Origin of the sequence: Enterococcus sp. DIV1368f, assembly GCF_051712245.1 — a bacterium.
GTDB classification, from domain to species: domain Bacteria; phylum Bacillota; class Bacilli; order Lactobacillales; family Enterococcaceae; genus Enterococcus; species Enterococcus faecalis.
The window spans coordinates 764,469-784,355 of record NZ_JBIOON010000001.1 but is presented as its reverse complement, the minus strand read 5'-3'; the positions used below and the strand labels follow the sequence as shown (position 1 = coordinate 784,355).

The following is a 19,887-nucleotide window of genomic DNA, read 5'->3' as shown; positions in this document are numbered from 1 at the left end:
CCTCCTCTACAAAATCAATAATTTCAACACCTACGATATAATCTTTCAACGATAAAATGAATGCACTATTTCTTGACAACCGTTTAAAAACTCTTCTAATTGATTGTATTCAGAATCTGGCCAATCTTCAGTAAAATCATTAATATCTGTATAAGTCGTTCCATAACCAGTATCTCTAGTTTCTACATGATTCGTGACCCCTTCACGTTCTACTTCAAAGGTAATTGTTGAAGAATCAAAATCATGGATAAAATTTTTTATATAGATCATTCACTTTCTCTCCTACTCACAAATAATTAAAATGACTCTCTCATCAATAAATTCGCCTTCTTCGTCAATCATTCCAGCTTGCAAATCAACGTCAATTATTTTCTTAAAAAATTCATTGCCTTCACTATTCGATTTCACCATAACTTCAATGTCACCGTATATTTCCTTTAACTCTTGAATTTTTTGTAATACTTCTAATGCATCCATTTTTTATCCTCCTTGTGATAATACTCTGTCATCATCAATAACAAACGCATTGCCTACACTATTCTCTAACAGTCTTCTCATCTGTTCAGCTTCTTCACTAGTAAATGCTTTTGCATCCTCTTTAGGTCCAAAACTGCAATAATTTCCAACAAATTTTTTTACATAGTTTTTATTTTCTTCTTTTCCAGTTAAAACATAGATTAATTTCATAATTAGCCTCCGCTGGTGCCTTTTTATTACATAAAATCAGTTTAGACGTTTTCTTGCTATTTTTCCCTGCAGCTCTGCTTCTATGGTTTAGCCTTCCAGCCATAAAGAAACGTAAAACAGACAAAAACACGCACTGATTTTGCACTTTGCCTTCTTGGATCCACTTCTAAAATAATGACAGCTGTTCTGGTTCAGTAAATGAACTGCTTGTTTTATTTTCCAGAAGTTCCATTGCTTCTTTTAGTATTTCTAATGTGTTTTGCGTTTCTTTTTCTTTTGGTAACTATTCATCATTTCAGGAGTAAAGAATTCTTTATGGTCGACCAAACCTCCACTCCTTTCGTTTATTTCTTCTTTATTTCAGCTAACTTTTTCGCAACACCTTGCCCACTTTTGTTGCATAACGGACAAGGCATTGCTTTCGCATGACCGAATCTATCTTTTTCCCAGACAATCATCTGTCCCTTGCATTTTATGCACGTCATCGTTTTTACCTCGTTTATTGTATGTGCCGTTTGCGATAGCTTTTTCTTTAAGTCGGCGTTTTTTCTTTTTGATTTTAGATTTAGTTTTACCCATTCACTTTGACCGCCTTTGTCAAATCAAATCCTAAAGCGTTTGGATGTCCTTCCACTTCTTCTGGTTTTACATGGTAAACATCTGTTTCGATGTTAAAGCCTCCAACTTCGGCAGCTTTTCTTAACACGTGACCATTCCAGCTTTTTCGATAGCCTGTTTTTTTATTTGCTTTAGGACTTACACAACTTCTTGCACCTTCTGCAGTTGCTTCACACGGCAAAACAAATAACGCTTTGTTTTGTTCGTCTAAATATAGTTGAACCCATTCTGGTTTGTTCAAGCGTTGTACTACTGGACCACTTAAAGCCAGACCGCTTTTTGAGATCGTTAAACATTCCTCTGCTTTCACTCCAAAATTGTTTGAAATAAGTAACGTTGCTGTATTTAAATTAAATTTCATGCGTTTGTTCTCCTCTACTTTGTTATTTTCTTTTCGCTTAATTATGTTTTCTATGCCATTTGCCTTTCGCCAGTTTTGAAATGTGGTTGTTCCCAGTCCGAGAGCTTTCTTAATATCGTTTACTTGATAACCTAAGTCTAATAAGCGCTGGTATTCTTCTTTCGTTAGCTTATCGGGATCTATTTTTGGTAGTGGTCGCTTATCGTTTATAAGATTAGAATTCAGTTGTTTTGATAATCTCTGGACCTCTTCCACGATTTCTGAATTATTCATCCACGATTCATCATCACCAGTCAAAAAAAGAATTCTATGACGAATGGCTCTTTTTGTTTCTCTGAGTTTGTTTTTCGTCATTCCTTTTCCTCCAAACTCATAATTTCAATTTCTGTTCGCTGTCGCATACTGTACAACTTTTGGCAAACCATCACAGCAATTTGACCATCGTTTTTATATAAAATACCTTCGGCAGCATCTGTCACTGCTTTGAAATAGTTGTCTAAATCAGGCTTTTTGTCGCAATATTTCCGCTCTAATTCCACTTCTAAGCGTTTCTGTTTATTGCTTAGAGCTGATTTAGGCGGATGGATATAAAACGTAATATGCGCAAAAATAGCCCCTTTTTCAATCAATTCTGGTTTTACCTTTCGTAGATACGCTTTTACCTTTTGTTTATAGGCTCTCATCGCTCGATCTTCGTACGTTTGAACATAATTTCCACGCCTTGCGAATCTTGGGCGACTTTGTGGCTTTGGTTCAATCGGTAGAATAATTCGCATATCTTCCACCTCGAACCTTACAAATCGGCTTCTTTGACGAATACTCCATTTACCATTTCCCCTTGGCGATTTTTGATTTCGCTATATGCTTGATTTAAGCATTCGTATAAGTCCATGTTATTTTGCATAGCGAGAATAATTAACGTCACAACCACATCACCGATACCATCTCTTAGGTCGTTTTCGTTGTTTCTTGCCAATGCAGCGCCAACTTCTCCGACTTCCTCAATCACTTTCAACATTTGCTTTTCAGGCTCTGCTGTATCTAAGCGCTTTTCTTTCGCCCATTCTTCCACTAATTTAACTAATTCATCCATGTTTTATCCTCCCAACAATTCTTGCATTTGTCTTTCAAATTCAGCTTGTTCTTCTGGCGAAACTTTTTCTTCTTCACCGTTCTCTTGATTCATCCATTCAGGCACCTTTTCTTGCCGAACAGGTTTATTTTGATATTGCTTATTTTGTGTTTTTTTATCTGCTCGTTCTCTCTCGTTATTTAGATAATCAGCATATGTTTTTACACCATTTGCTCGCCAATTTTTCAAAATGCCAGCAAAATAGCTATATCTTCGTTCATTATTTCTAGCACAGATATTAACAGCCTCTTTCAATAATTCGAGGTCTCCGTCGAAATCAGAAAGATCATATTGTAAATCAGTGATATTAACAGGAGTAGCAGGACTTACATTCTGTGAATAATAGCGGATTAACTCCGTTAGCTTTTCTTCACCTAACGGCTCTTCAAAGAATGCTTTTTCAACCGACGTTTCAGGTGACGACGAATTAATGCTACTTTCTGTTTCTTTTTTGTTTACTTTACTTTTATTTACTTTACTTTCCTTTACTTTACTTTGTGCATTAATGTCAGCATTAACTGTTTCACTTTGAGAGTTATTGTTGACATTAACTATATATTTAGTTGGTTTTGGTGTTTTCCGTCTTTTTGTCGCTTCGAAAAATGTCGCTTGGATATTCTCACTCGTAAGCACCTTGACCGAGTCAAACAGTTCTTTATCAAAAAATCCCCATAAGACTAAGCGGTTCACTATTTGATTGAGCATTTCCTTACTTACTCCAGGCAGGCGTTTTAAAAGAGTTGCTTGCGATAAATCATCCCACAAAATGAAATATCCTTTTTTGTATATCGCACAAAGCAGTTTGATTACCGCAAGTTCTCCTTTAATACCAAATTCCCCAGCAATAGCTTCTATTTTTTCGTCTTCAAAAATTCCAACATCAAGAGGAAAATAATCCAAACCTTCTTTTGCAGGTCTTGCCATTACATCTCCTTCTTTACTCTAATGGTGGATTTTTAGTATCAAATAAATCTGTTTGATTCAATGAATCTGAATTAGCTTCATTAATTACTTCTGCTGTTTTCATCGTAGTATTTTCTTCTACTTCCGTTTCGGAAATAATATTTCCATCTTCTTGCATTTGTTGAACTTTTTCATCTGAAGTTGTCGCTTCTTGCATTTCGATGGACAAAATTCCCCATTTTGATAACATATTTCTTAATACTGTTTTACGAGCCATCGCATTATAATCTGTAGCCCAGACACCGCTCAATTTTGTTTTTTCTTTGTCTTTGCTATTTGCAATTCGATGAGCTTCAATTTCTTGTTTGGTCCAATAAACAGTTTTCTTGAAGCCATTTAATAGTTCAAAATATCCAACATATCCAATTACATCGTCTGATTGTCTACCATTTGGATCAAATTCAAATTCTTCCGTTAACCTGTTCCAACTCAGTAACTCTCCTTCGTAGACTTCAATAACATTTAATGCTTTATATTTACCTGATCGTTGAGCCAATTGAATATACCCTTTATATCCTAAAATAAACTGGGCTTTCCTCTCCCATTTGCCAGTCTGCTTATTTTTAGTATTAAATGGTACGAGATAGGCATAACCTAGATTTTTATCTAATCCTAAATTTAATGTAGCAGCTGTTAAAGCCCCGCTTAAGATAGACATTGGCTCGCTTTCTGCCAAGTAGCTATCATTAGAAACTAAAGTCATGACATTTGACATAAAAGCATTAGCATTTTCATGAAGAACTTCCTCAAATTTCCGCTTCATAGTAGGAGTATTCATTAATCCTTTTAAACCTAATTGATTCGCAGGAACTTGTTTTTGATTTTGTTGTGATAATTGATTTTTTAATGTTTCGTTTGTTGCCATTATTACTTAATCTCCTTTTCTATTAATCTTCGTGGCGTAGTAACCATATATATTTCTTCATCTTCTGCAATTTGAGGATATTTTTCAGCAAACTTTTTACTGTTCAATCTTTTAGTAGGTATTTCCTTCCACTCAACAATATGTTTTTTGGTAATACCAATGCTTGCATTTCTTTTTCCCAATTCGCTTTTTATTTCATTTTCAATTTTTCTAATAGCTACATCCAACTCTTTTTTGGTTTTCTTCATTTCATTTTTTTGATCTATCAATTCATCGAATGAAGCAGGTAAAGTGGTTTGCGTTTCTTCTATGTCGCTATACTTATCCTTTAAAAAGTCAGCTGTTGCCTTACTTCCGTCAATAATAGGTTCAATGCTTTTGATTACGTTGTTTTCCCAAAAATTAACTAATTGCTCGGTCAGTACATCGATTAATTCTTGATCACGTTCTACTCGTTTCCAAATAAATTTCTGACCACCAATTAAAACTGCAATATAACAATAGTCTTTATTCAAAACATTCATATAATGCTGAACTTGGCAAAGATAACTCAGCGGCACTTCGTTTCCTTCCCATTCCTTCGCTAAAAATTGATTTGCAGTTTTGCATTCTAGAATGGCATTTTCTCTAACCACTTCTCTATCAATATTTGCTCTTAAAAAAGGATGGAGCGAATGTTCGAAGACTTGATTTCTACGACGAACTTTTTTTCCTGTTCTTTCTTGGAACTCTTTCGCAACAACTTCTTCTAAAACATTTCCCCAATAGGCTGGCTCGCTTTCTGTATCTTTCAACTCAACTTGACCTGTTTTCTCTAGCCATAATTGATAAACTGATTTATATTGATTCAAACCTAAGATTGTTGCAACGTCTGATCCACCTATACCCTTTAAACGATCTAATAACCACTCATCGTGAGTCATTTCAAGCGTTGATTTGCTCATCGTACTTACCTCCTTGTTCTCTTTTTGTTCGTATTATAAATTTGATACACTTTCCTTAAAGGAGTGATTTTAATGTATGATTATTTGATGGAGCCAAAACTACAAAAAACTATTGATGGCGAATTCATCGAAGTAAAAACTTATCTTTGTGGAGAAAATGTCATTTTTATCAAACTTAAATCAGATGTTGTACTGATGATTGACGAAACGAGACATTCTATTAATTTTCTTTTGCCAAATAAAAATAGCTGTTACGACATTGTTACTGGTATATTTCCTACCAAACCGATTCTCGGACACCTAGAACTAGAAATGGATACATCCTGTTTATCAATGATTGAAAAAGTATACAAAAACAATCGCTTTGACACAGATTTTATTGGTTTTGAATTAGATAGCATTAAGTTGTTTCTATCCGATTCTTCGATTGCTAAAGATACTCATTCTTAATTTAGAAAGTTCATCATTAGCTATATTCGATGACTTTTCAGCTTGTTCCGCTCGACTCTTCAAAAGTATGTTTTCTTCGGATAGTTCTTCAATTCTTTTTAAAAGATCATCCTTTGAATTATCCGAAGAATAAACTACTGATTTACGATTTCGTTCTATTCTATTAGCGATAATTTCTAACAAACTATTTGTAATTTCTTGTTCTTTCTTGATACTGTGTAATATTTCTTCGGTCATTGTTCTTCCTCCTCATCGTATTCCCACGTTAGCTCTAATGCTTCTTTTTCTTCTGGCGGCTCTTGTCTTGCCCCTAACGAATCAAATTCAGGCATTACAACCCCTCCCAAAATAGTTTTATTTTTTCATCTTCCAATTCGATATAATCGACACCTTGCATTTGTAATTGATCTAAAAATGGTTTTGTAGCTCCTTTACTGCTTACCACACAACTTGTATTGCCATAAGATGCAGATGTCCGAACAGATTGGACAATGTTATTCTGTGCGTTTGCTAGCATTAATTCGTAAATGTCGTTACCTAAGCCTCTTACTTCAATCATTACAACTCACCTCGTAAAAAATCTTTTAACAATGTATCTAGTTTTTCCTCATTGTTTTGTTTAGTTGAAGATGATTCTGCACCAATAAATGATTCTTTTATTTGTTTACATTGCGGACAATCACAATCATGAGCAAGTGCTTCTTCTTTAAATTTTTCAAATAATTCACTAAATGCAATTGCTTGTTCAGGCAAAGAACCTGCAAGTAAAACACTGGATGGTTCCATTCTTTCTGGATCAACAGTTGCTAAAACGAGAGCAACTTCTCCTTTTCGACATTCTTTAACAAGTTCCATTAATAAATTTTGAATTTTATCGTTCATTTTGATATACTCTCCTTAGTTAATAAATTTTGAATTTTTTTGTTCAATATTTGCCCTTAATCGTCTGCAAACGATTGGGGCTCTTTTTGTACTATGCTTAGCCTTTCTGGATAAACACCTTCATCAAATGAAATATATGGATATTCTTCAAGCAATTTTCTAAAGACTTCTGCTTGGGTTTCTCCAGTCACGTATGTTTCTCTACTAGCTTCACCTACAGCTACATACATTTTTTATCACCTCCTTTTAGAGTATTGATACTTGGCTTCGTCCCAGTTAAAAAACCAATGGATAAAGAAAGGTGCACTTAGTGTTGCTAGTATTGGCATTGAAAAGTGACTTTTCAGCAATACACCTAGCGCAATCATCAATAAAAATGCGCCTATCAATCGTGCTTCACGTATTGCTTTCATGTTGTTAACCTCCTATACTTTTTTTAATATAATTTAGTTGAAAATGAGGTGATTAATTATCAAGCTTAATCGCCAAATAGATAGCTATAATTACTAAAATCCCTAAAACTATAAATCCTTTCCAAAACTCTGGATTGATTAAAAAATTAAACATTAGCTTCCATCCTTTTATTTACTGATCTAGCTCACTTCTTTAAACATATCTCCGTTTCCATTAGCCATATCAATTCTTGCTTGTAATTCCAAGTCAGGCTTCCATTTAGGAATTAGAGCTAATGCTTCTTCATATCGAACTTTTGGAATATCTACATAAGAGGCTACATCGAATAATGCTTTCAATTGTTTATAGCAATTACTAAATGCTGATTGCTTAATACTTGAATCCTTATAAGCCGATGTTTTTTTGCCACCTAATACTTTGATAACAGTTGATGAAACTAGTCCTTGTATCTTTCGTTGTTGGCTTCTATTAATTGTTGTTTCTGTTTCTAGCTTATCTAAACGTTGATTTACAAGAGTCAATCCACGTTCATGTTTTAACGCAGCTTCTAATAACAATTCTGTGTTATTAATCGGTAAGTTTGATTGAGTTTTGAGCAGTTCCTCCATTTGGTTAAAAGCTTCAATATATTTCAATTTAAATTGCAAAGCTTTTTGACCAGTGAACCCCATTGCTAACAAAGTGAAGCCGTCGCGATTCATAATAACTTGGCGATAAGATTGTTTGTTTTGTGGATGAATGTAGGTATCTTCGTAAAATAGGTCTGCGTAATTTTCCGCAACCCCCTCTTTTAATCATCAATCGCTGCTAAAACATCACGATGATTTTTATTAAACGTTGCTGCAACTTGTAAACTAGTTGTTACTGCTTGTTGGTTTTTCGTAATTACTAGATTTTCCATCTTCTTTTCCTCCTTTAAATTTCAAAAGTTTCTTTTAGAAATCTTTGTAATTCAGATCGTTCAATCCGAATATCCTGATTACTCCATTGTTGAATTTTTAAACCTTTTGAAATCCAATTATTCAATTTTTCATCGCCAATCTCTAAAATCTTTCTTACTTGCGATTTGTTAGGATATGGTGGTAATTCAATGGTTTTAGACAATAAATTCAAACGATTTTCAATTTCTTTTAATACTATGAAAGTAATGTTATTTGCTAATTCGTTTTGAACCATTTCATCAGGAATGTTTAACTGCATAAATTACACCTCCTATTTTTCATCTTCTAGTAGATATTCCATCGATACTTTGAAATATTTTGCTACTTTTTTTAGACTCTCAGATGATGGAGTCTGATTAGCAGTTTTTCCCCACTTACTTATTGCCCCATTAGACAAACCTGCATCTCTTTCAACCCTATAGATTGAAACACCTTTAGCAATTGCCAACTTTTTAATTTTTTCGTATACCATAATTTATCTCCTTCCTATAGATTTTCAACTAAAACCGTTGACAAATAATAGATAGTTAGCTATTATAAGTGCATAGCAAATAAACTAAATACTAAATAAATATTTTAGCCTATTTGACACCTATAACTGCTATCTTTTTGTACCCTCTCATAAGTACACATTCAGTATAATAGCCGTTTATCTATTTGTCAATAGCTAAATATCTATTTTTGTATTTTTTTGGAGGAATCTAAAATGAATACCAAAGATAGAATAAAGCAATTAGCAGCACAAAGAAAAATCACTATTGCTGAATTAGAACGTAAACTTCATATTGCAAATGGAACAATAGGAAAATGGGATAAACAAAATCCTTCTATAGAGCCATTAAAAAAATTAGCCGATTATTTCGGTGTAACTACTGATTACTTACTAGGTCGCACTGATACACTTGAATTCAATAAAAAAGATGAAAAAGATGTACAACTGATATTAGAAGATTTAATAAATGGACTTAGCAATGAAAATTCTTTAGCATTTCTGAAAAACGGTGGAGTTGAAATCGATGAAGAAGATGCTGAATTATTACGTGATTCTTTAGAAAGAACCGTACGTCGCTCCAAAATTCTCGCCAAAGAGAAGTTCACTCCTAAAAAATACCGTAGCAACAAAGCCGAGTGAGGTGTGACATTGTGTTTAGAAATGATATTAGAAAAATGGTAAATAAATATGTGAAAAAATTCGATACAAAAAATCCTTATGAGTTAGCAAACTACTTAGGAATTCATATAGATTATGATGATCTTGGTAAGGAATTTATGGGGTATCGTTCACATATTTTACGAATTCCTATTATTATTTTAAATTGCAATAACACAGACCAAGAAAATTTTGAAACTTGTTGCCATGAACTAGGACATCATTGTTGTGGGCATGACACTAATACACAAACCTTAACTAGACAAGGAAGAAATTTCACTATCTATGGTGTCGAATATGAGGCAAACGTTTTTATGGTTGAGTTGTTGCTGCATGGGATTAATCTAGCAGAATACCCTACACGAGAATGTTTATTAAAAAGTTGTGGTGTTCCTGAATGGGCTGAACGCTATGTTGATTGGGATTATTTGAAAGAAACAGCAGACTATAATAGCTACTATAGTTATTACTAGTACATGAATAATTTTATTATTAAATAAGGAGTTTTAGTTTTATGAAAAAAAGAAATATTATTTTCTCAATGCTACTATCTTGTTTAGTATTAGCGGCATGTGATTCCTCAAACGAATATGAGACTGACAGACAAAGCTCGTCAATTGAGAATAATCAAGAAACCTCGTCATCAGTTATTTTTGAAGAAACATATCAGACTAACTCAATGTATGATAACCAAGAAAAAGAAGTATCTTCTATTACTGAAAAACAGGAGCAAACTCTCATATCTTATACCCAACTTGATTGTGAAGATAGAGGATACACTCTAAAATATCGAGGAAAAGATACATGGAATGTCGCTTTAAATTATATTAATAATAAAAATAGATGGATAGTAACCTGTAATGATGTCAATTACGGCAGAATAAAAGCTATTTACGAATGGGATGGTGAGGAAAATTCTGGAGCAACTCTTATTTATTTATTAGTTTCAGGAAATGAATTAGTAAATAATTTAAATAATTAATCAAGATTAGCCTTCTGGCTTTTCTTTTAAAATACAAAAGAACGTATGTTCGAAAGGAGAATTTTATGGCAATGATAAAACAATATAAAAAAAAGAATGGTGAAAAAGCATGGTACTTCAAAACATATCTTGGTACCGATCCGCTAACTGGAAAAAAGAAGTATACAACTAAGAGAGGATTTCGCACTCAAAAAGAGGCTAAAATTGCATTAGCAAGGTTAGAAATGGAAATTCAAAAAAATGGCATTCCCTCTTCCACTAATATAACATTCCAAGAAGTAGCATTTATGTGGCTAGAAAATTATAAAAATACCGTAAAAGAAAGTAGCTACTCTCGAACAGAAATAATCTTCAGAAAACACATACTACCTTCATTTGGAAAAATTGAAATATCAAAAATTTCAACTGCTTATTGTCAGAAAATCGTGAATACATGGCATTCAAAAGGTAGTTCAAAACAATATCCCCTTTTTATAAATTATATGAATCAAGTCTTTAAATTCGCTATTAACATAGGGGTTACCAATCAAAACCCAGTGATTAATGTAATAGTTCCTAAAAATCAAGATATTATTACATCAGAAAAGAAAATTAAATTTTATACAAAAGATCAACTTCAAATATTTTTAAAAAGTATTGAACAAAGCGAAAGTACCTACATTACAATAAGAGATTATACATTATTCAGATTATTAGCTTTTAGTGGATGTAGGATAGGGGAGTTGTTAGCTCTTACTTGGGACGATTTAAACATTAAAACTGGTGAACTACAAATCAACAAAACAATTGCTAAATCTGACCATTATTATGTATCAAATACTCCAAAAACAAAAAAATCAAACAGAACACTAATATTAGATGCAAAAACAATAACTATCTTAAAAAAATGGAAATTAGAGCAAAAAAAATATCTTCTTAAACTTGGTTATACACAACCCTCACGTATTTTCACCAATGAAGAAAATGAATTTACAATAAATCAAGCTATTACAGATAGATATAATATTTATCGTAAAAAGGCTAACTTACCAAACATTGGGCTTCACGGATTTAGACACACGCATGCATCTTTATTATACTATGCTGGTGCAGATCATAAAGAAGTTCAGGAACGATTAGGACATGCAAACATAAAAACAACTTTAGATACTTATACACATCTAACAAATGATGGAAAAGAAAAAACTACCGAAAAACTATCAAAATACATCGGCTTTTAACTAGTATGGTCAAAAGTATGGTCAAATATTTTTCAAACCAACAAAAAAAGCCCAAACCTTTGATAAACAAAGGCTTGAGCTATTACACTAGTTAGCTACTGGATAAACTGATACTTGTTTTTTGTCGCGGCCTTTACGTTCGAAACGTACCACACCATCAACTTTTGCAAATAACGTATCGTCGCCACCGATTCCAACGTTCACACCTGGATAAATTTTAGTTCCGCGTTGACGGTATAAAATTGAACCACCTGTAACTGTTTGGCCATCAGCACTTTTAGCGCCTAATCGTTTAGATTCAGAGTCACGGCCGTTTGATGTAGAACCGCCACCTTTTTTATGGGCAAATAATTGTAAATTCATAGTCAATAACATAGTCTGCACCTCCTATTTCTCAGTGATTGTTTTTATTTGAATAAATTCAGTATTTTCGTTCTCTATTGATTGTAAACCTAATAAAAGATTTTCTAATAGAATTTGGGCAATATTTTTTTGTTCCTGATTGACAGTTGTTAACATCTCGACATAAAGGTAGCCACCTTCTACATCATCAACTTCCACAATCGGTTCAAAACCTGCTAAGGCATCAATCCCATTGACTGTGCTAATTGCTAAGGCAGAAACTGCCGCGCAAACCACATCACTGCCATAAGGACCTGCTTCAGCATGCCCGGTTAATTCGAATGAAACGATTCGGCCGGAGCCTGTTCGTTTAAAAGAACCTTTAATCATTGATAGGCCTTCTTTCCTGTCAACAAGAGAGATTAAGCGTTGATTGCTTCGATCATAACTTTTGTATACGGTTGACGGTGACCTTGTTTACGGTGAGAGTGTTTTTTAGGTTTGTATTGGAAAGTCACGACTTTCTTTTGTTTGCCGTGTTTTTCAACAGTTCCTTCAACAGTTGCGCCTGCAACAGTTGGCGCACCAACTTTTGTAGATTCGCCACCTACTAAGATAACTTCGTCAAAAACAACTTTCTCGCCAGCCTCAACGTTTAATTTTTCAACGTAGATTGCTTGACCTACTTCAACTTTCACTTGTTTACCACCAGTTTTGATAATTGCGTACATGCTATACAGCACCTCCTTCTTCTAGACTTAGACTCGCCATCCCAAGTGATGATTACTCATGCTTAAAAACTTGTTCTGTGCGGTTGTAGCTGTGGAGACCACAATTACAACACTAACTATAATAACAGAACCAGAAAACCTCGTCAATATAAACTCTCTATTTTCTTCACTTTCTCTCTCCAAAAAAACTTCTTCTGTTATTTAAATTTCCGATTGACTTTCTAACACTACTTCCATTATAATTAGCTTTGTTGTGTTACAACTATTGTCATAGTAGCTCAGCAGGATAGAGCATCCGCCTTCTAAGCGGACGGTCGGGGGTTCGAATCCCTCCTGTGACGTAACGATAACAAAAGCGTCTCTTAGAAACCAGGGTTTCTAAGAGACGCTTTTGTTATCCCAAGTTCATCCTAACCTAGTTTAACTTTCTACCAACTTGAAGTACCTCCACCTCCGAAACTGTCACCGGAGCCATCATCAGAAGAACCCTCGTTGCTTGTAACCCACCAATCATGACGATTCGCATACATACTGGTCTTTTTTAGTTGCCTGTCAGAACGTGAACTTGCTAGAAATTTAGCAATAGACACATTTCCATAAGAAAAACGCATATCATAGTATTCAGGATACGTAGTCTTAATAAATCTTATCGGATAGAAGGATTTTGAAGCTTTTTTGTTGGTAATCTTTTTTTCTCTAATTTTTTTCCGCAATAATTTTTTTTCAATTTTATATTGCTGGTTGTCTAAATCGTTTGCTAATTGTTTTAATGATTTTGATTTTTCTGAACTTACTTGCTGGATATCTTTTAAAAACTTACGGATCATAGAATCCAGGTGCAATCTATTTTGTAAGCCAACACCTATTGATTTTATATAACCAAATAAGAAAAAGACCGGAATCAAAAAATAGACCAGACTAACCATGGGTACTAAAGGGTCTTCGTCTTCTAAAAATGTCAGAATCTCTGTGATTAGTGTGAAAACTGTCGAAGGAAACGACTGCTCTGATAAACTAACTTGAACATAAATAATCAGAGTCGCCGATACCAAAAAAGGATGTTTTAATAAAATCGAAAGAGGAAACAAAATAATTTTTAGGTAAGCAGGTATTAAGTTATCATTAATTCCACTAATCCGACACGCAGGCAGTTTCGTTTCTGGAACTTTTTCCCAATACACTTCACCTATCCAAAAACGCGGTAAATAGATCCATGGTTGATTCACCTTCCAAAAACAAGCACACATAGAAGAGCTTCTTAAATCTTTCCACTGTGCAACATAATTATAAATAAATTTCTTTGGTGTCACCTCGCCAAAGGCAAAATCCATATCATAGTATGCGGGAATTATTATCTCTTTTTTCGAATTTTCAGGATATAAAATATTTTTCTCCAAACGCGCCTTAGCAGCTTTAAATTCAACTGATTGTTCTCCTAAAACAATTGACTCAGAGGCAATACCGCCATTATAAAACATAGCTACATCTTCCTTATAGCGATTTGCCATGTCAACTAGAGCCAAGCGGGCACTAAGTTCTTTCCCCGCATTACGTAATTCCCATAAAAAATACAACATAACAATAATAAAAACTATAATTAGCCAAGGCTTTAACGACCTTCCTATTCCTAATAAATATAACCAAATTTTCTGCAAAAAACTAACCTTAGGTAGCGAGGTCGTTTTGGACATAGTATCAGTAGTAAGTAGTTCATTAATCCGAGTGGTGACAATATGTATTCCTGCATTAAAATCCTTTAATTTATAAAAATCTTTCACGGTACTATCTGTTATTTCATCGGTTAAACTATCTGGGATTATCTCTTCAAGCCCATAGCCTACTTCAAGTCTTGCTTGCCTGTCTTTGACAGCTACTAAGTAAATCACTCCATTATTATAAAGTTTATTTCCGATACCTAATTTATTACCTATTTGATTGGTAAAGCTTTCAATCGTTTCGTTTTCAGGAACTTGCTCAACTGTGATAACCATTAGTTGTGGTTTCGTTTCCGTCTTACTAAGTTCTTGATTAATTTTTTGTACATTATTAATGACTTCTTCGTTCAAAATTTGTGCATTATCTGAAACAAAAAGATGATTTTGATTAATTTTTACTACGACATCGTCTGTTGGAGCTGAATAAGTCCTTTCAAATCGTTTTAAGAAACTCATTCCCAAATAGATCCCTATTAAAAGAACAGCTAGATAAACTAAATTCTTCATTACCATACTTTTTACTTTTGTTTTTCGATACTCCCCCACGCTCATTTGTAATTTTATCCCTACTTTATTTTTCCCATACACTGATTTTTTCTCCCTTCCACTCCTACCGAATATTCTAGCTCTGATTTTCCACAGAGCTAAATAAATTTTTTGTATTAAAAATTTATTTTCTTAATAGTTAGTATACCGAATATAGACGTTCAAATCTTTATCTTTTTAACTAAACTTCTGTTAACACGCAAAAAAAAGAACGTAACGCTTAGTTGATAAGCGTTACGTTCTTTTCAGATAACTAGTTAAACAAACACAAGAATAGTGATTTTTACAGCTCGTTTTCCAAAATCTCAATCCGCTCATCAAAACTCAACTCTTGATAGATTTGATGGAGCATCCACATGTACCCATACGGATCAATAAACAATGAATTTTTGAGCGCTCCTTCCATCATTTCAGTAATAGGCTGTACTTCTTGACAACCGTTTTCCATTGCCAGTTGATGCGTCTCTTCAATATTTTCTACCGTTATATTAAACCAGATAGTATTGGGATGTTCTTGGGTTGGTGCTTTTAACCCATATTCTTCATTGGCATCTAACATGTGAAACCTCGTGCCATAAAGTTGAAAAACCGCTTCATTCATTCCGATAGGGTATTCGGTTGCTTCCACTACCTCTATTTCAAACACCTTTTTATATAAGGCAAGCGCCTTAAGGCTATCACTAACAATAAAATCGATTTCTGTCCCTTTAATCATTTGTTTTTCCTCCTTCAAAGCTACTAACTGTTGATTAATTTTTTTAATCTTTTGCTCCTCCATTTGAATTAAATGTCGCGATTGATCTCGTTTTCTTAACAAAATAGTTTCCAAAAAAGAAGCATCCTTAAGTTTTCTCAAAGTTTATTCCATCTCTTCAACTTTAAACCCTGAATCTCTTAACAGTAAAATTTGTTTCAATAAAGGAATTTGATGTGCGCTATAATAGCGATATCCTGTTTTTTTATCAATTTCATTTGGAACAAAAATTCCTGCTTTTTCATAATGACGCAGCATCCGTGGGGAAATATCCATTAACTTGGCAAATTGCCCAATTTGATACATAGAGTCTCCTTTTCATTCAATTGATATTCTTATCATAAACCTTGACACCATGTGAAAGTCAATGAAAAAGTTTCTATATAAATACAAATTAGTTCACTTGGCAATTGCTATAACTAGATAAAATTCGAAATGCCTTAACTTACTAGCTCTAAGGATCAAGATAGACAGCGAGACTAGTTCAATTCAAAAGCTCGACTAGTATTAATTAACATAAGTCCCAATTCTTGAAACTAAACACTGTTTCCGTTCCAAAAAATCGGTCACAGCTTATTTTTTTGAAGTCCTGTCTGTATCTCGTTGCGGCACTGGATATTTCACCGCATTTTTCTTCAACTTTTCTTCGATAATTTCTTCCAAATCAAACCCTAAATTATCAGCCATCATGTAGGAGTAAATGAGAACATCAGCCAATTCTTCTTTGATTCGTTCTTCTTGTTTGATGCCTTCTTCTGCTGTTTTCCATTGAAAAAGTTCTAACAATTCTGCTGCTTCTAAACAAATTGAGAGCGCCAAATCTTTTTCATTATGGTGGGGGCGCCAATTTCTTTCATCACGAAATTGATTAATTTTTGCCATTGTATCCATCTGTTCCCCTGCTTTCTTATTCATTTGATGGCAACTGAAACCCATCGAACGTTTCACCATCATAGTATTTTAATAACTGTTCTGTAGACAATAACGAGGAAGTTATTTCTTCCTCTTCAACAACTGCTTGATTCTCTTCTCTATACAACAAATAAGCCTGTAAAAGCTGTTGGTAGAGTTTTTTTCGTGAAGAGGCTTCCACTGAAAGAAACGTTAATTCTTTTAAGTGTCCGCGATAGACAGGCAAATCATCAACGAATTCGATTGGTAATTCTACTACAGTTAACTGAAATTCTTCAAAGATTTCTTCGTACATCTGCCATTCCTTCTTTCTGTCGATATTGTTTTGGGGTCATGCCCATTTCTTCTTTAAAACGTTTATAAAAAAAGGCTTTGTCTTGATAGCCGATTCGTTCAACAATCGTTTGAATCGATAAATCTGTTTGCTTCAAGTAGTTTTTCGCCAATTGGATTCGGTAGGCTAAGACAATTTCCGTAAACGTTTTGTTTGTTTTTTCTTTTAAAAAATTCGATAAGTAATTCGGATGAAAATGAAATTTAGCGGCGACTTCTGCTAAAGTGACATGTGCAATCTGTTGCTCAATATACGCTAAAATCACCTCAACACGTTGATGATTCGACAAATAATTATCTTGCATCTTTAAAGCTTCTCTAGGCAGTTGACCTAGTTCCACCATCAGCAAAACAAAGGCCGCTTTGGTCACTTTATTATTAAAATAGGCCATTTTCACAATTTGTTTCAGTAATAATAGCGAATAGACGTGGACATCCGAATTTGGCTGGCTGGCAAAAACGAAATATCGAGGAATGTTTTCAAATTCACTGCTAGCAATTTCTGTAAAAAAACGATACATGACTGGTTCTTCCGCCAGCTGATTTAAGAGCGTATCAAGAAAATAGTGCTTTTTAAAATAAAATATAATCATAGACATTCCTTGCCCCTGATAGCTAACCGAGGTGGCCTCATTGACAATCATGACTTGGCCAGCCGAAAACGAACACCTTTGTTGATCCAAATAAGCATTGCCATCTTGCTCTAAACAATAGAGCATCCGAATAAATCCTTTCGGAACGTCAATTGTTTCCGAAGATGCCAGCATAAAGCCCGCAATTTCTCGATGTGGATTTTCCTTAAATTGCGCTACTTCATTCTCAAGAGCATTGGTAGTGGTTAAATAACAATCTAAGGTCTCTAAAAACTGATAAAATGCTGCATATTGCTCTTCTTTGCTTGCCAATTAATCACCTCATAATCCAACACTTTTTACTTTACTCCCTCTATTTTTTTCTTTGGCGTTTCCTTCTATACTAGATACATGGTAACACGAAAAAAGAGATTCAACAGTTTTTAGGAGGAATTTTTTATGAAAATTAGTTTTATCGGTGCTGGAAATATGGCATCCGCTATTGCCAAAGGTGCGCTAAAAAAGCAATTTATTGCCGCAGAAAACCTTTATTTTTATGATATTCAAGTCGAAAAAACCGCCGCTTTTGCACAAGAAATTGGTGCACACGCGGTTGCTTCGCCTCAAGAAGCTATTACAGTAGCTGACTTAGTTATTTTAGCGGTGAAACCGCAATTCGTTCAAGCGGCTTTACTTGAAGCAAAAGAAGCAATTTTAGACAAGCAACCGTTAATTGTTTCCATTGCAGCAGGTACGACTATTGCAGAATTGTATCAACTGTTTGAGACTACCCAACCGCTTCGTCTTGTTCGTGTGATGCCCAATATGAATGCGTTGATTGGCGCGGGTGCAGCAGCTGTCTGTGGTAACGCTTTTGCATCCCCTGAAGACATCCAGACTGTTTTATCGTTGTTTCGAGCAGTTGGCCAAGCTTGGGAATTAGAGGAACAGTATTTTTCGATTTTTACTGCTATTGCAGGTAGCACTCCTGCGTATGCTTTCTTATTTATTGATTCGATTGCCCGAGCAGCCGTTAAAAATGGTATGAACAAAGAGTTGGCCTTAGAAATTGCCACACAAGCTGTACTAGGCAGCGCTCAAACTTTGGCAAATAGCACAGAGAATCCTTGGACTTTAATCGACCAGGTCAGTTCTCCTGGTGGAACCACGGTTGCTGGGATTGTCGAATTAGAAAACAATGCGTTTATTTCAACAGTCATCAAAGGGATTGAGGCCACCATCCTTCGGGATCAAGAATTAGCCAAACAAGACTGAGAAGAATAGTTACATGAGCGAATAAATAAGAAAAAGCGCTGAAAATTCAGCGCTTTTTCTTATTTTAGTTGAATGAGTAAGCCAAAATGATCACTGACTATCGGTGTTTTCCTACCATCAAAAATTACTTCATATTTTCGTACGTGCCACTGTTTTGGAACAAATGCGTAGTCAATCCGCAAGGCTGCTTCATTTTCTTCCCAGCCATCTATTTTTTTCTCTACTGTCGCTTCACCGCTTGTCTCTTCCGCTACAACAAATGCATCTTGAATCGGCAAGTAACTATTTTCCACTAATTGATAGCCAGTTGTACCAGCTGGGTTGTTTAAATCGCCTAAAATGACTAACGGTTGTTGCCCCATCGCTAAGTATTTCTCTAATTGTAGCCATTCATAGGCAAAACCTGTACAGGGTGTTTCCCACCAAGAAAAGTGACCAGAGACAACAGTAAGCGTACCTTTTGAACTCTCTGTCTCCGCTACTAAGATTTTTCTTGTTCGATAATTCGTTGGTTCTTGGCTTTCTGAAATAAGGAGAGCTTCACTAGTCAACGGACATTTCGAAAGTAGTGCGTTCCCTTCTTCATAAATAGCGTAACCAATGTGACTCATTTCCCAACTCCAATAATAGTTTTGGCCTTTTTCAGCTAGATATTGAACGATTAGATATGCAAAATTATCTTCATGGATCGGCGTTTGGGTCGCTATGGGACAAAAAGTAGTTAACTGTTCTAACGGCACTTTCTTGGAAGCGACTTTCTGATTCACTTCTTGTAAGGCAATTATTTCACTTTCAGAAGATAAAATCACCTTGGCAATCTCCTCTAATTTTTTTAATGGTTCTTCTTCTAACCAGCTATGAGTATTGATTGTTAAAAGATTCATCTTTTCCCCTTCTCTTACATGTTATTAGGTTTGTGAGTGGGACAAAAATCACTTTGGATTTTTGCTTCACGTGCAAAACCTGATAAACGGCGGGAACAGAACCAACTCCTTCGGAAATAAGCCGAAATTATCCAAAAATTAAAAAGCAATTTCCGGAAATTCCTTCTTATTTCTCGGAGTTAAACGGTTCTGTCCCGACCTCATACCTAATCAT

Annotated in this window: 33 protein-coding genes, 1 tRNA gene, 1 pseudogene and 1 other annotated feature; of the genes and pseudogenes, 7 read left to right on the top strand and 28 right to left on the bottom strand. The window is 34.6% G+C overall.

What is annotated here, in order from left to right; translation table 11 throughout:
* Positions 1–45 precede the first annotated feature (45 nt).
* The 10 genes from IGL07_RS03925 to IGL07_RS03880 form a co-directional block, all read right to left on the bottom strand.
* Positions 46–270: a hypothetical protein gene (locus IGL07_RS03925; protein WP_002366347.1), complete on the bottom strand. Its 225-nt coding sequence runs from the start codon at positions 268–270 to the stop codon at positions 46–48.
* 12 nt (positions 271–282) lie between these two features.
* Positions 283–477, bottom strand: coding sequence for a hypothetical protein (locus IGL07_RS03920; RefSeq protein WP_002366346.1), 195 nt, complete (start codon positions 475–477; stop codon positions 283–285).
* Positions 478–480: 3 nt separating this feature from the next.
* Positions 481–687 (bottom strand): hypothetical protein, encoded by a 207-nt coding sequence (locus IGL07_RS03915; protein ID WP_002366345.1) that lies wholly within the window; start codon positions 685–687, stop codon positions 481–483.
* A gap of 435 nt (positions 688–1,122) precedes the next feature.
* A complete protein-coding gene (locus IGL07_RS03910; RefSeq protein WP_002382585.1) occupies positions 1,123–1,266 on the bottom strand; it encodes a hypothetical protein in 144 nt (47 codons plus the stop codon).
* Positions 1,259–2,020: a hypothetical protein gene (locus IGL07_RS03905; RefSeq protein WP_002366340.1), complete on the bottom strand. Its 762-nt coding sequence runs from the start codon at positions 2,018–2,020 to the stop codon at positions 1,259–1,261. Before IGL07_RS03905 ends, IGL07_RS03910 begins: the two co-directional genes overlap by 8 nt.
* Positions 2,017–2,451, bottom strand: coding sequence for a RusA family crossover junction endodeoxyribonuclease (locus IGL07_RS03900; RefSeq protein ID WP_002366339.1), 435 nt, complete (start codon positions 2,449–2,451; stop codon positions 2,017–2,019). The genes IGL07_RS03905 and IGL07_RS03900 overlap by 4 nt, the downstream gene beginning before the upstream one ends.
* An 8-nt stretch (positions 2,452–2,459) precedes the next feature.
* Complete coding sequence (locus IGL07_RS03895; RefSeq protein WP_002366338.1) at positions 2,460–2,759, bottom strand: MazG-like family protein; 300 nt, start codon at positions 2,757–2,759, stop codon at positions 2,460–2,462.
* A 3-nt stretch (positions 2,760–2,762) separates the two neighbouring features.
* The gene (locus IGL07_RS03890; RefSeq protein WP_002366337.1) at positions 2,763–3,722 is read right to left on the bottom strand and encodes a Lin1244/Lin1753 domain-containing protein; all 960 of its coding nucleotides are present in this window, start codon (positions 3,720–3,722) and stop codon (positions 2,763–2,765) included.
* A 13-nt stretch (positions 3,723–3,735) separates the two neighbouring features.
* Positions 3,736–4,626 (bottom strand): recombinase RecT, encoded by an 891-nt coding sequence (locus IGL07_RS03885; RefSeq protein ID WP_002366336.1) that lies wholly within the window; start codon positions 4,624–4,626, stop codon positions 3,736–3,738.
* Positions 4,627–4,628: 2 nt separating this feature from the next.
* Positions 4,629–5,570: a YqaJ viral recombinase family protein gene (locus tag IGL07_RS03880; RefSeq protein ID WP_002366335.1), complete on the bottom strand. Its 942-nt coding sequence runs from the start codon at positions 5,568–5,570 to the stop codon at positions 4,629–4,631.
* 72 nt (positions 5,571–5,642) lie between these two features.
* Here IGL07_RS03880 and IGL07_RS03875 point away from each other — a divergent pair, with 72 nt between their 5' ends.
* On the top strand, positions 5,643–6,020 hold the full coding sequence (locus IGL07_RS03875; RefSeq protein WP_002366333.1) for a hypothetical protein: 378 nt from the start codon (positions 5,643–5,645) through the stop codon (positions 6,018–6,020).
* Here the strand turns inward: IGL07_RS03875 and IGL07_RS03870 are convergent.
* The 8 genes and pseudogenes from IGL07_RS03870 to IGL07_RS03835 form a co-directional block, all read right to left on the bottom strand.
* Positions 5,982–6,257: a hypothetical protein gene (locus IGL07_RS03870; RefSeq protein ID WP_002366332.1), complete on the bottom strand. Its 276-nt coding sequence runs from the start codon at positions 6,255–6,257 to the stop codon at positions 5,982–5,984. The genes IGL07_RS03875 and IGL07_RS03870 overlap by 39 nt on opposite strands.
* 94 nt (positions 6,258–6,351) lie before the next feature.
* The gene (locus IGL07_RS03865; protein WP_002405008.1) at positions 6,352–6,579 is read right to left on the bottom strand and encodes a hypothetical protein; all 228 of its coding nucleotides are present in this window, start codon (positions 6,577–6,579) and stop codon (positions 6,352–6,354) included.
* On the bottom strand, positions 6,579–6,902 hold the full coding sequence (locus IGL07_RS03860; protein WP_002366329.1) for a hypothetical protein: 324 nt from the start codon (positions 6,900–6,902) through the stop codon (positions 6,579–6,581). Before IGL07_RS03860 ends, IGL07_RS03865 begins: the two co-directional genes overlap by 1 nt.
* A 56-nt stretch (positions 6,903–6,958) precedes the next feature.
* The gene (locus IGL07_RS03855) at positions 6,959–7,132 is read right to left on the bottom strand and encodes a hypothetical protein (RefSeq protein ID WP_002366328.1); all 174 of its coding nucleotides are present in this window, start codon (positions 7,130–7,132) and stop codon (positions 6,959–6,961) included.
* Between the two features lie 6 nt (positions 7,133–7,138).
* The gene (locus IGL07_RS03850) at positions 7,139–7,315 is read right to left on the bottom strand and encodes a hypothetical protein (RefSeq protein WP_002405007.1); all 177 of its coding nucleotides are present in this window, start codon (positions 7,313–7,315) and stop codon (positions 7,139–7,141) included.
* A 180-nt stretch (positions 7,316–7,495) separates the two neighbouring features.
* Positions 7,496–8,217 (bottom strand): annotated as a pseudogene (locus tag IGL07_RS03845) (ORF6C domain-containing protein).
* Positions 8,218–8,231: 14 nt separating this feature from the next.
* Complete coding sequence (locus tag IGL07_RS03840) at positions 8,232–8,516, bottom strand: hypothetical protein (protein WP_002363334.1); 285 nt, start codon at positions 8,514–8,516, stop codon at positions 8,232–8,234.
* 12 nt (positions 8,517–8,528) lie between these two features.
* Complete coding sequence (locus IGL07_RS03835; RefSeq protein WP_002363333.1) at positions 8,529–8,729, bottom strand: helix-turn-helix domain-containing protein; 201 nt, start codon at positions 8,727–8,729, stop codon at positions 8,529–8,531.
* 234 nt (positions 8,730–8,963) lie between these two features.
* Here IGL07_RS03835 and IGL07_RS03830 point away from each other — a divergent pair, with 234 nt between their 5' ends.
* The 4 genes from IGL07_RS03830 (at position 8,964) to IGL07_RS03815 (ending at position 11,609) form a co-directional block, all read left to right on the top strand.
* On the top strand, positions 8,964–9,389 hold the full coding sequence (locus IGL07_RS03830) for a helix-turn-helix domain-containing protein (protein ID WP_002363332.1): 426 nt from the start codon (positions 8,964–8,966) through the stop codon (positions 9,387–9,389).
* A gap of 35 nt (positions 9,390–9,424) precedes the next feature.
* Complete coding sequence (locus tag IGL07_RS03825) at positions 9,425–9,880, top strand: ImmA/IrrE family metallo-endopeptidase (RefSeq protein ID WP_002370669.1); 456 nt, start codon at positions 9,425–9,427, stop codon at positions 9,878–9,880.
* A 41-nt stretch (positions 9,881–9,921) separates the two neighbouring features.
* Positions 9,922–10,389 carry a hypothetical protein gene (locus IGL07_RS03820; protein WP_002363329.1) on the top strand — a complete coding sequence of 156 codons (468 nt, stop codon included), beginning with the start codon at positions 9,922–9,924 and terminating at the stop codon, positions 10,387–10,389.
* 65 nt (positions 10,390–10,454) lie between these two features.
* Positions 10,455–11,609 (top strand): site-specific integrase, encoded by a 1,155-nt coding sequence (locus IGL07_RS03815; RefSeq protein ID WP_002390381.1) that lies wholly within the window; start codon positions 10,455–10,457, stop codon positions 11,607–11,609.
* An 87-nt stretch (positions 11,610–11,696) separates the two neighbouring features.
* Here IGL07_RS03815 and rpmA read toward each other — a convergent pair whose 3' ends face one another.
* Genes rpmA through rplU form a run of 3 tightly spaced genes read right to left on the bottom strand, consistent with a single transcriptional unit; the run spans position 11,697 to position 12,682 of the window.
* Positions 11,697–11,984, bottom strand: a complete 288-nt coding sequence (gene rpmA / locus IGL07_RS03810) for a 50S ribosomal protein L27 (protein WP_002355868.1) — start codon at positions 11,982–11,984, stop codon at positions 11,697–11,699.
* Between the two features lie 12 nt (positions 11,985–11,996).
* Complete coding sequence (locus tag IGL07_RS03805) at positions 11,997–12,341, bottom strand: ribosomal-processing cysteine protease Prp (RefSeq protein WP_002355867.1); 345 nt, start codon at positions 12,339–12,341, stop codon at positions 11,997–11,999.
* A 32-nt stretch (positions 12,342–12,373) separates the two neighbouring features.
* Positions 12,374–12,682, bottom strand: a complete 309-nt coding sequence (rplU, locus tag IGL07_RS03800) for a 50S ribosomal protein L21 (protein WP_002355866.1) — start codon at positions 12,680–12,682, stop codon at positions 12,374–12,376.
* Between the two features lie 19 nt (positions 12,683–12,701).
* Positions 12,702–12,777 (bottom strand) — a sequence feature (ribosomal protein L21 leader region).
* Between the two features lie 172 nt (positions 12,778–12,949).
* Here rplU and IGL07_RS03795 point away from each other — a divergent pair.
* Positions 12,950–13,023: transfer RNA gene (locus tag IGL07_RS03795), tRNA-Arg, on the top strand.
* An 87-nt stretch (positions 13,024–13,110) separates the two neighbouring features.
* Here the strand turns inward: IGL07_RS03795 and IGL07_RS03790 are convergent.
* The 6 genes from IGL07_RS03790 to IGL07_RS03765 all read right to left on the bottom strand — a co-directional run bounded on the left by IGL07_RS03790 (position 13,111) and on the right by IGL07_RS03765 (position 17,847).
* Complete coding sequence (locus IGL07_RS03790) at positions 13,111–14,985, bottom strand: TPM domain-containing protein (protein WP_010817125.1); 1,875 nt, start codon at positions 14,983–14,985, stop codon at positions 13,111–13,113.
* Between the two features lie 241 nt (positions 14,986–15,226).
* Positions 15,227–15,658 (bottom strand): VOC family protein, encoded by a 432-nt coding sequence (locus IGL07_RS03785; RefSeq protein WP_002366322.1) that lies wholly within the window; start codon positions 15,656–15,658, stop codon positions 15,227–15,229.
* 144 nt (positions 15,659–15,802) lie between these two features.
* Positions 15,803–16,003, bottom strand: a complete 201-nt coding sequence (locus IGL07_RS03780) for a MerR family transcriptional regulator (RefSeq protein ID WP_229085698.1) — start codon at positions 16,001–16,003, stop codon at positions 15,803–15,805.
* A gap of 267 nt (positions 16,004–16,270) precedes the next feature.
* A complete protein-coding gene (locus IGL07_RS03775) occupies positions 16,271–16,612 on the bottom strand; it encodes a nucleotide pyrophosphohydrolase (RefSeq protein WP_025189498.1) in 342 nt (113 codons plus the stop codon).
* On the bottom strand, positions 16,605–16,904 hold the full coding sequence (locus IGL07_RS03770) for a hypothetical protein (protein WP_010817122.1): 300 nt from the start codon (positions 16,902–16,904) through the stop codon (positions 16,605–16,607). The genes IGL07_RS03775 and IGL07_RS03770 overlap by 8 nt, the downstream gene beginning before the upstream one ends.
* Positions 16,885–17,847: a helix-turn-helix domain-containing protein gene (locus IGL07_RS03765; RefSeq protein WP_010817121.1), complete on the bottom strand. Its 963-nt coding sequence runs from the start codon at positions 17,845–17,847 to the stop codon at positions 16,885–16,887. Before IGL07_RS03765 ends, IGL07_RS03770 begins: the two co-directional genes overlap by 20 nt.
* Positions 17,848–17,973: 126 nt before the next feature.
* On the opposite strand from IGL07_RS03765, the gene proC reads away from it, so the two are divergent.
* The gene (gene proC / locus IGL07_RS03760) at positions 17,974–18,789 is read left to right on the top strand and encodes a pyrroline-5-carboxylate reductase (protein WP_002363318.1); all 816 of its coding nucleotides are present in this window, start codon (positions 17,974–17,976) and stop codon (positions 18,787–18,789) included.
* A gap of 59 nt (positions 18,790–18,848) precedes the next feature.
* Here proC and mapP read toward each other — a convergent pair whose 3' ends face one another.
* Positions 18,849–19,673: a maltose 6'-phosphate phosphatase gene (gene mapP, locus IGL07_RS03755; RefSeq protein ID WP_002361388.1), complete on the bottom strand. Its 825-nt coding sequence runs from the start codon at positions 19,671–19,673 to the stop codon at positions 18,849–18,851.
* Positions 19,674–19,887: the final 214 nt, after the last annotated feature.

Bases quoted from the DNA above. Each gene is read 5' to 3' on its own strand.
- IGL07_RS03875 (WP_002366333.1), top strand. From the start codon at position 5,643: ATGTATGATTATTTGATGGAGCCAAAACTACAAAAAACTATTGATGGC.
- IGL07_RS03910 (WP_002382585.1), bottom strand. From the start codon at position 1,266: ATGGGTAAAACTAAATCTAAAATCAAAAAGAAAAAACGCCGACTTAAA.
- IGL07_RS03895 (WP_002366338.1), bottom strand. From the start codon at position 2,759: ATGGATGAATTAGTTAAATTAGTGGAAGAATGGGCGAAAGAAAAGCGC.
- IGL07_RS03815 (WP_002390381.1), top strand. From the start codon at position 10,455: ATGGCAATGATAAAACAATATAAAAAAAAGAATGGTGAAAAAGCATGG.
- IGL07_RS03780 (WP_229085698.1), bottom strand. From the start codon at position 16,003: ATGTATCAAATTGGGCAATTTGCCAAGTTAATGGATATTTCCCCACGG.
- IGL07_RS03825 (WP_002370669.1), top strand. From the start codon at position 9,425: ATGGTAAATAAATATGTGAAAAAATTCGATACAAAAAATCCTTATGAG.
- IGL07_RS03830 (WP_002363332.1), top strand. From the start codon at position 8,964: ATGAATACCAAAGATAGAATAAAGCAATTAGCAGCACAAAGAAAAATC.
- IGL07_RS03890 (WP_002366337.1), bottom strand. From the start codon at position 3,722: ATGGCAAGACCTGCAAAAGAAGGTTTGGATTATTTTCCTCTTGATGTT.
- IGL07_RS03785 (WP_002366322.1), bottom strand. From the start codon at position 15,658: ATGATTAAAGGGACAGAAATCGATTTTATTGTTAGTGATAGCCTTAAG.
- IGL07_RS03915 (WP_002366345.1), bottom strand. From the start codon at position 687: ATGAAATTAATCTATGTTTTAACTGGAAAAGAAGAAAATAAAAACTAT.
- IGL07_RS03860 (WP_002366329.1), bottom strand. From the start codon at position 6,902: ATGAACGATAAAATTCAAAATTTATTAATGGAACTTGTTAAAGAATGT.
- IGL07_RS03880 (WP_002366335.1), bottom strand. From the start codon at position 5,570: ATGAGCAAATCAACGCTTGAAATGACTCACGATGAGTGGTTATTAGAT.
- IGL07_RS03865 (WP_002405008.1), bottom strand. From the start codon at position 6,579: ATGATTGAAGTAAGAGGCTTAGGTAACGACATTTACGAATTAATGCTA.
- IGL07_RS03770 (WP_010817122.1), bottom strand. From the start codon at position 16,904: ATGTACGAAGAAATCTTTGAAGAATTTCAGTTAACTGTAGTAGAATTA.
- IGL07_RS03905 (WP_002366340.1), bottom strand. From the start codon at position 2,020: ATGACGAAAAACAAACTCAGAGAAACAAAAAGAGCCATTCGTCATAGA.
- proC (WP_002363318.1), top strand. From the start codon at position 17,974: ATGAAAATTAGTTTTATCGGTGCTGGAAATATGGCATCCGCTATTGCC.
- IGL07_RS03850 (WP_002405007.1), bottom strand. From the start codon at position 7,315: ATGAAAGCAATACGTGAAGCACGATTGATAGGCGCATTTTTATTGATG.
- IGL07_RS03835 (WP_002363333.1), bottom strand. From the start codon at position 8,729: ATGGTATACGAAAAAATTAAAAAGTTGGCAATTGCTAAAGGTGTTTCA.
- IGL07_RS03925 (WP_002366347.1), bottom strand. From the start codon at position 270: ATGATCTATATAAAAAATTTTATCCATGATTTTGATTCTTCAACAATT.
- IGL07_RS03775 (WP_025189498.1), bottom strand. From the start codon at position 16,612: ATGAATAAGAAAGCAGGGGAACAGATGGATACAATGGCAAAAATTAAT.
- IGL07_RS03855 (WP_002366328.1), bottom strand. From the start codon at position 7,132: ATGTATGTAGCTGTAGGTGAAGCTAGTAGAGAAACATACGTGACTGGA.
- IGL07_RS03820 (WP_002363329.1), top strand. From the start codon at position 9,922: ATGAAAAAAAGAAATATTATTTTCTCAATGCTACTATCTTGTTTAGTA.
- IGL07_RS03840 (WP_002363334.1), bottom strand. From the start codon at position 8,516: ATGCAGTTAAACATTCCTGATGAAATGGTTCAAAACGAATTAGCAAAT.
- rpmA (WP_002355868.1), bottom strand. From the start codon at position 11,984: ATGTTATTGACTATGAATTTACAATTATTTGCCCATAAAAAAGGTGGC.
- IGL07_RS03885 (WP_002366336.1), bottom strand. From the start codon at position 4,626: ATGGCAACAAACGAAACATTAAAAAATCAATTATCACAACAAAATCAA.
- mapP (WP_002361388.1), bottom strand. From the start codon at position 19,673: ATGAATCTTTTAACAATCAATACTCATAGCTGGTTAGAAGAAGAACCA.
- rplU (WP_002355866.1), bottom strand. From the start codon at position 12,682: ATGTACGCAATTATCAAAACTGGTGGTAAACAAGTGAAAGTTGAAGTA.
- IGL07_RS03920 (WP_002366346.1), bottom strand. From the start codon at position 477: ATGGATGCATTAGAAGTATTACAAAAAATTCAAGAGTTAAAGGAAATA.
- IGL07_RS03805 (WP_002355867.1), bottom strand. From the start codon at position 12,341: ATGATTAAAGGTTCTTTTAAACGAACAGGCTCCGGCCGAATCGTTTCA.
- IGL07_RS03870 (WP_002366332.1), bottom strand. From the start codon at position 6,257: ATGACCGAAGAAATATTACACAGTATCAAGAAAGAACAAGAAATTACA.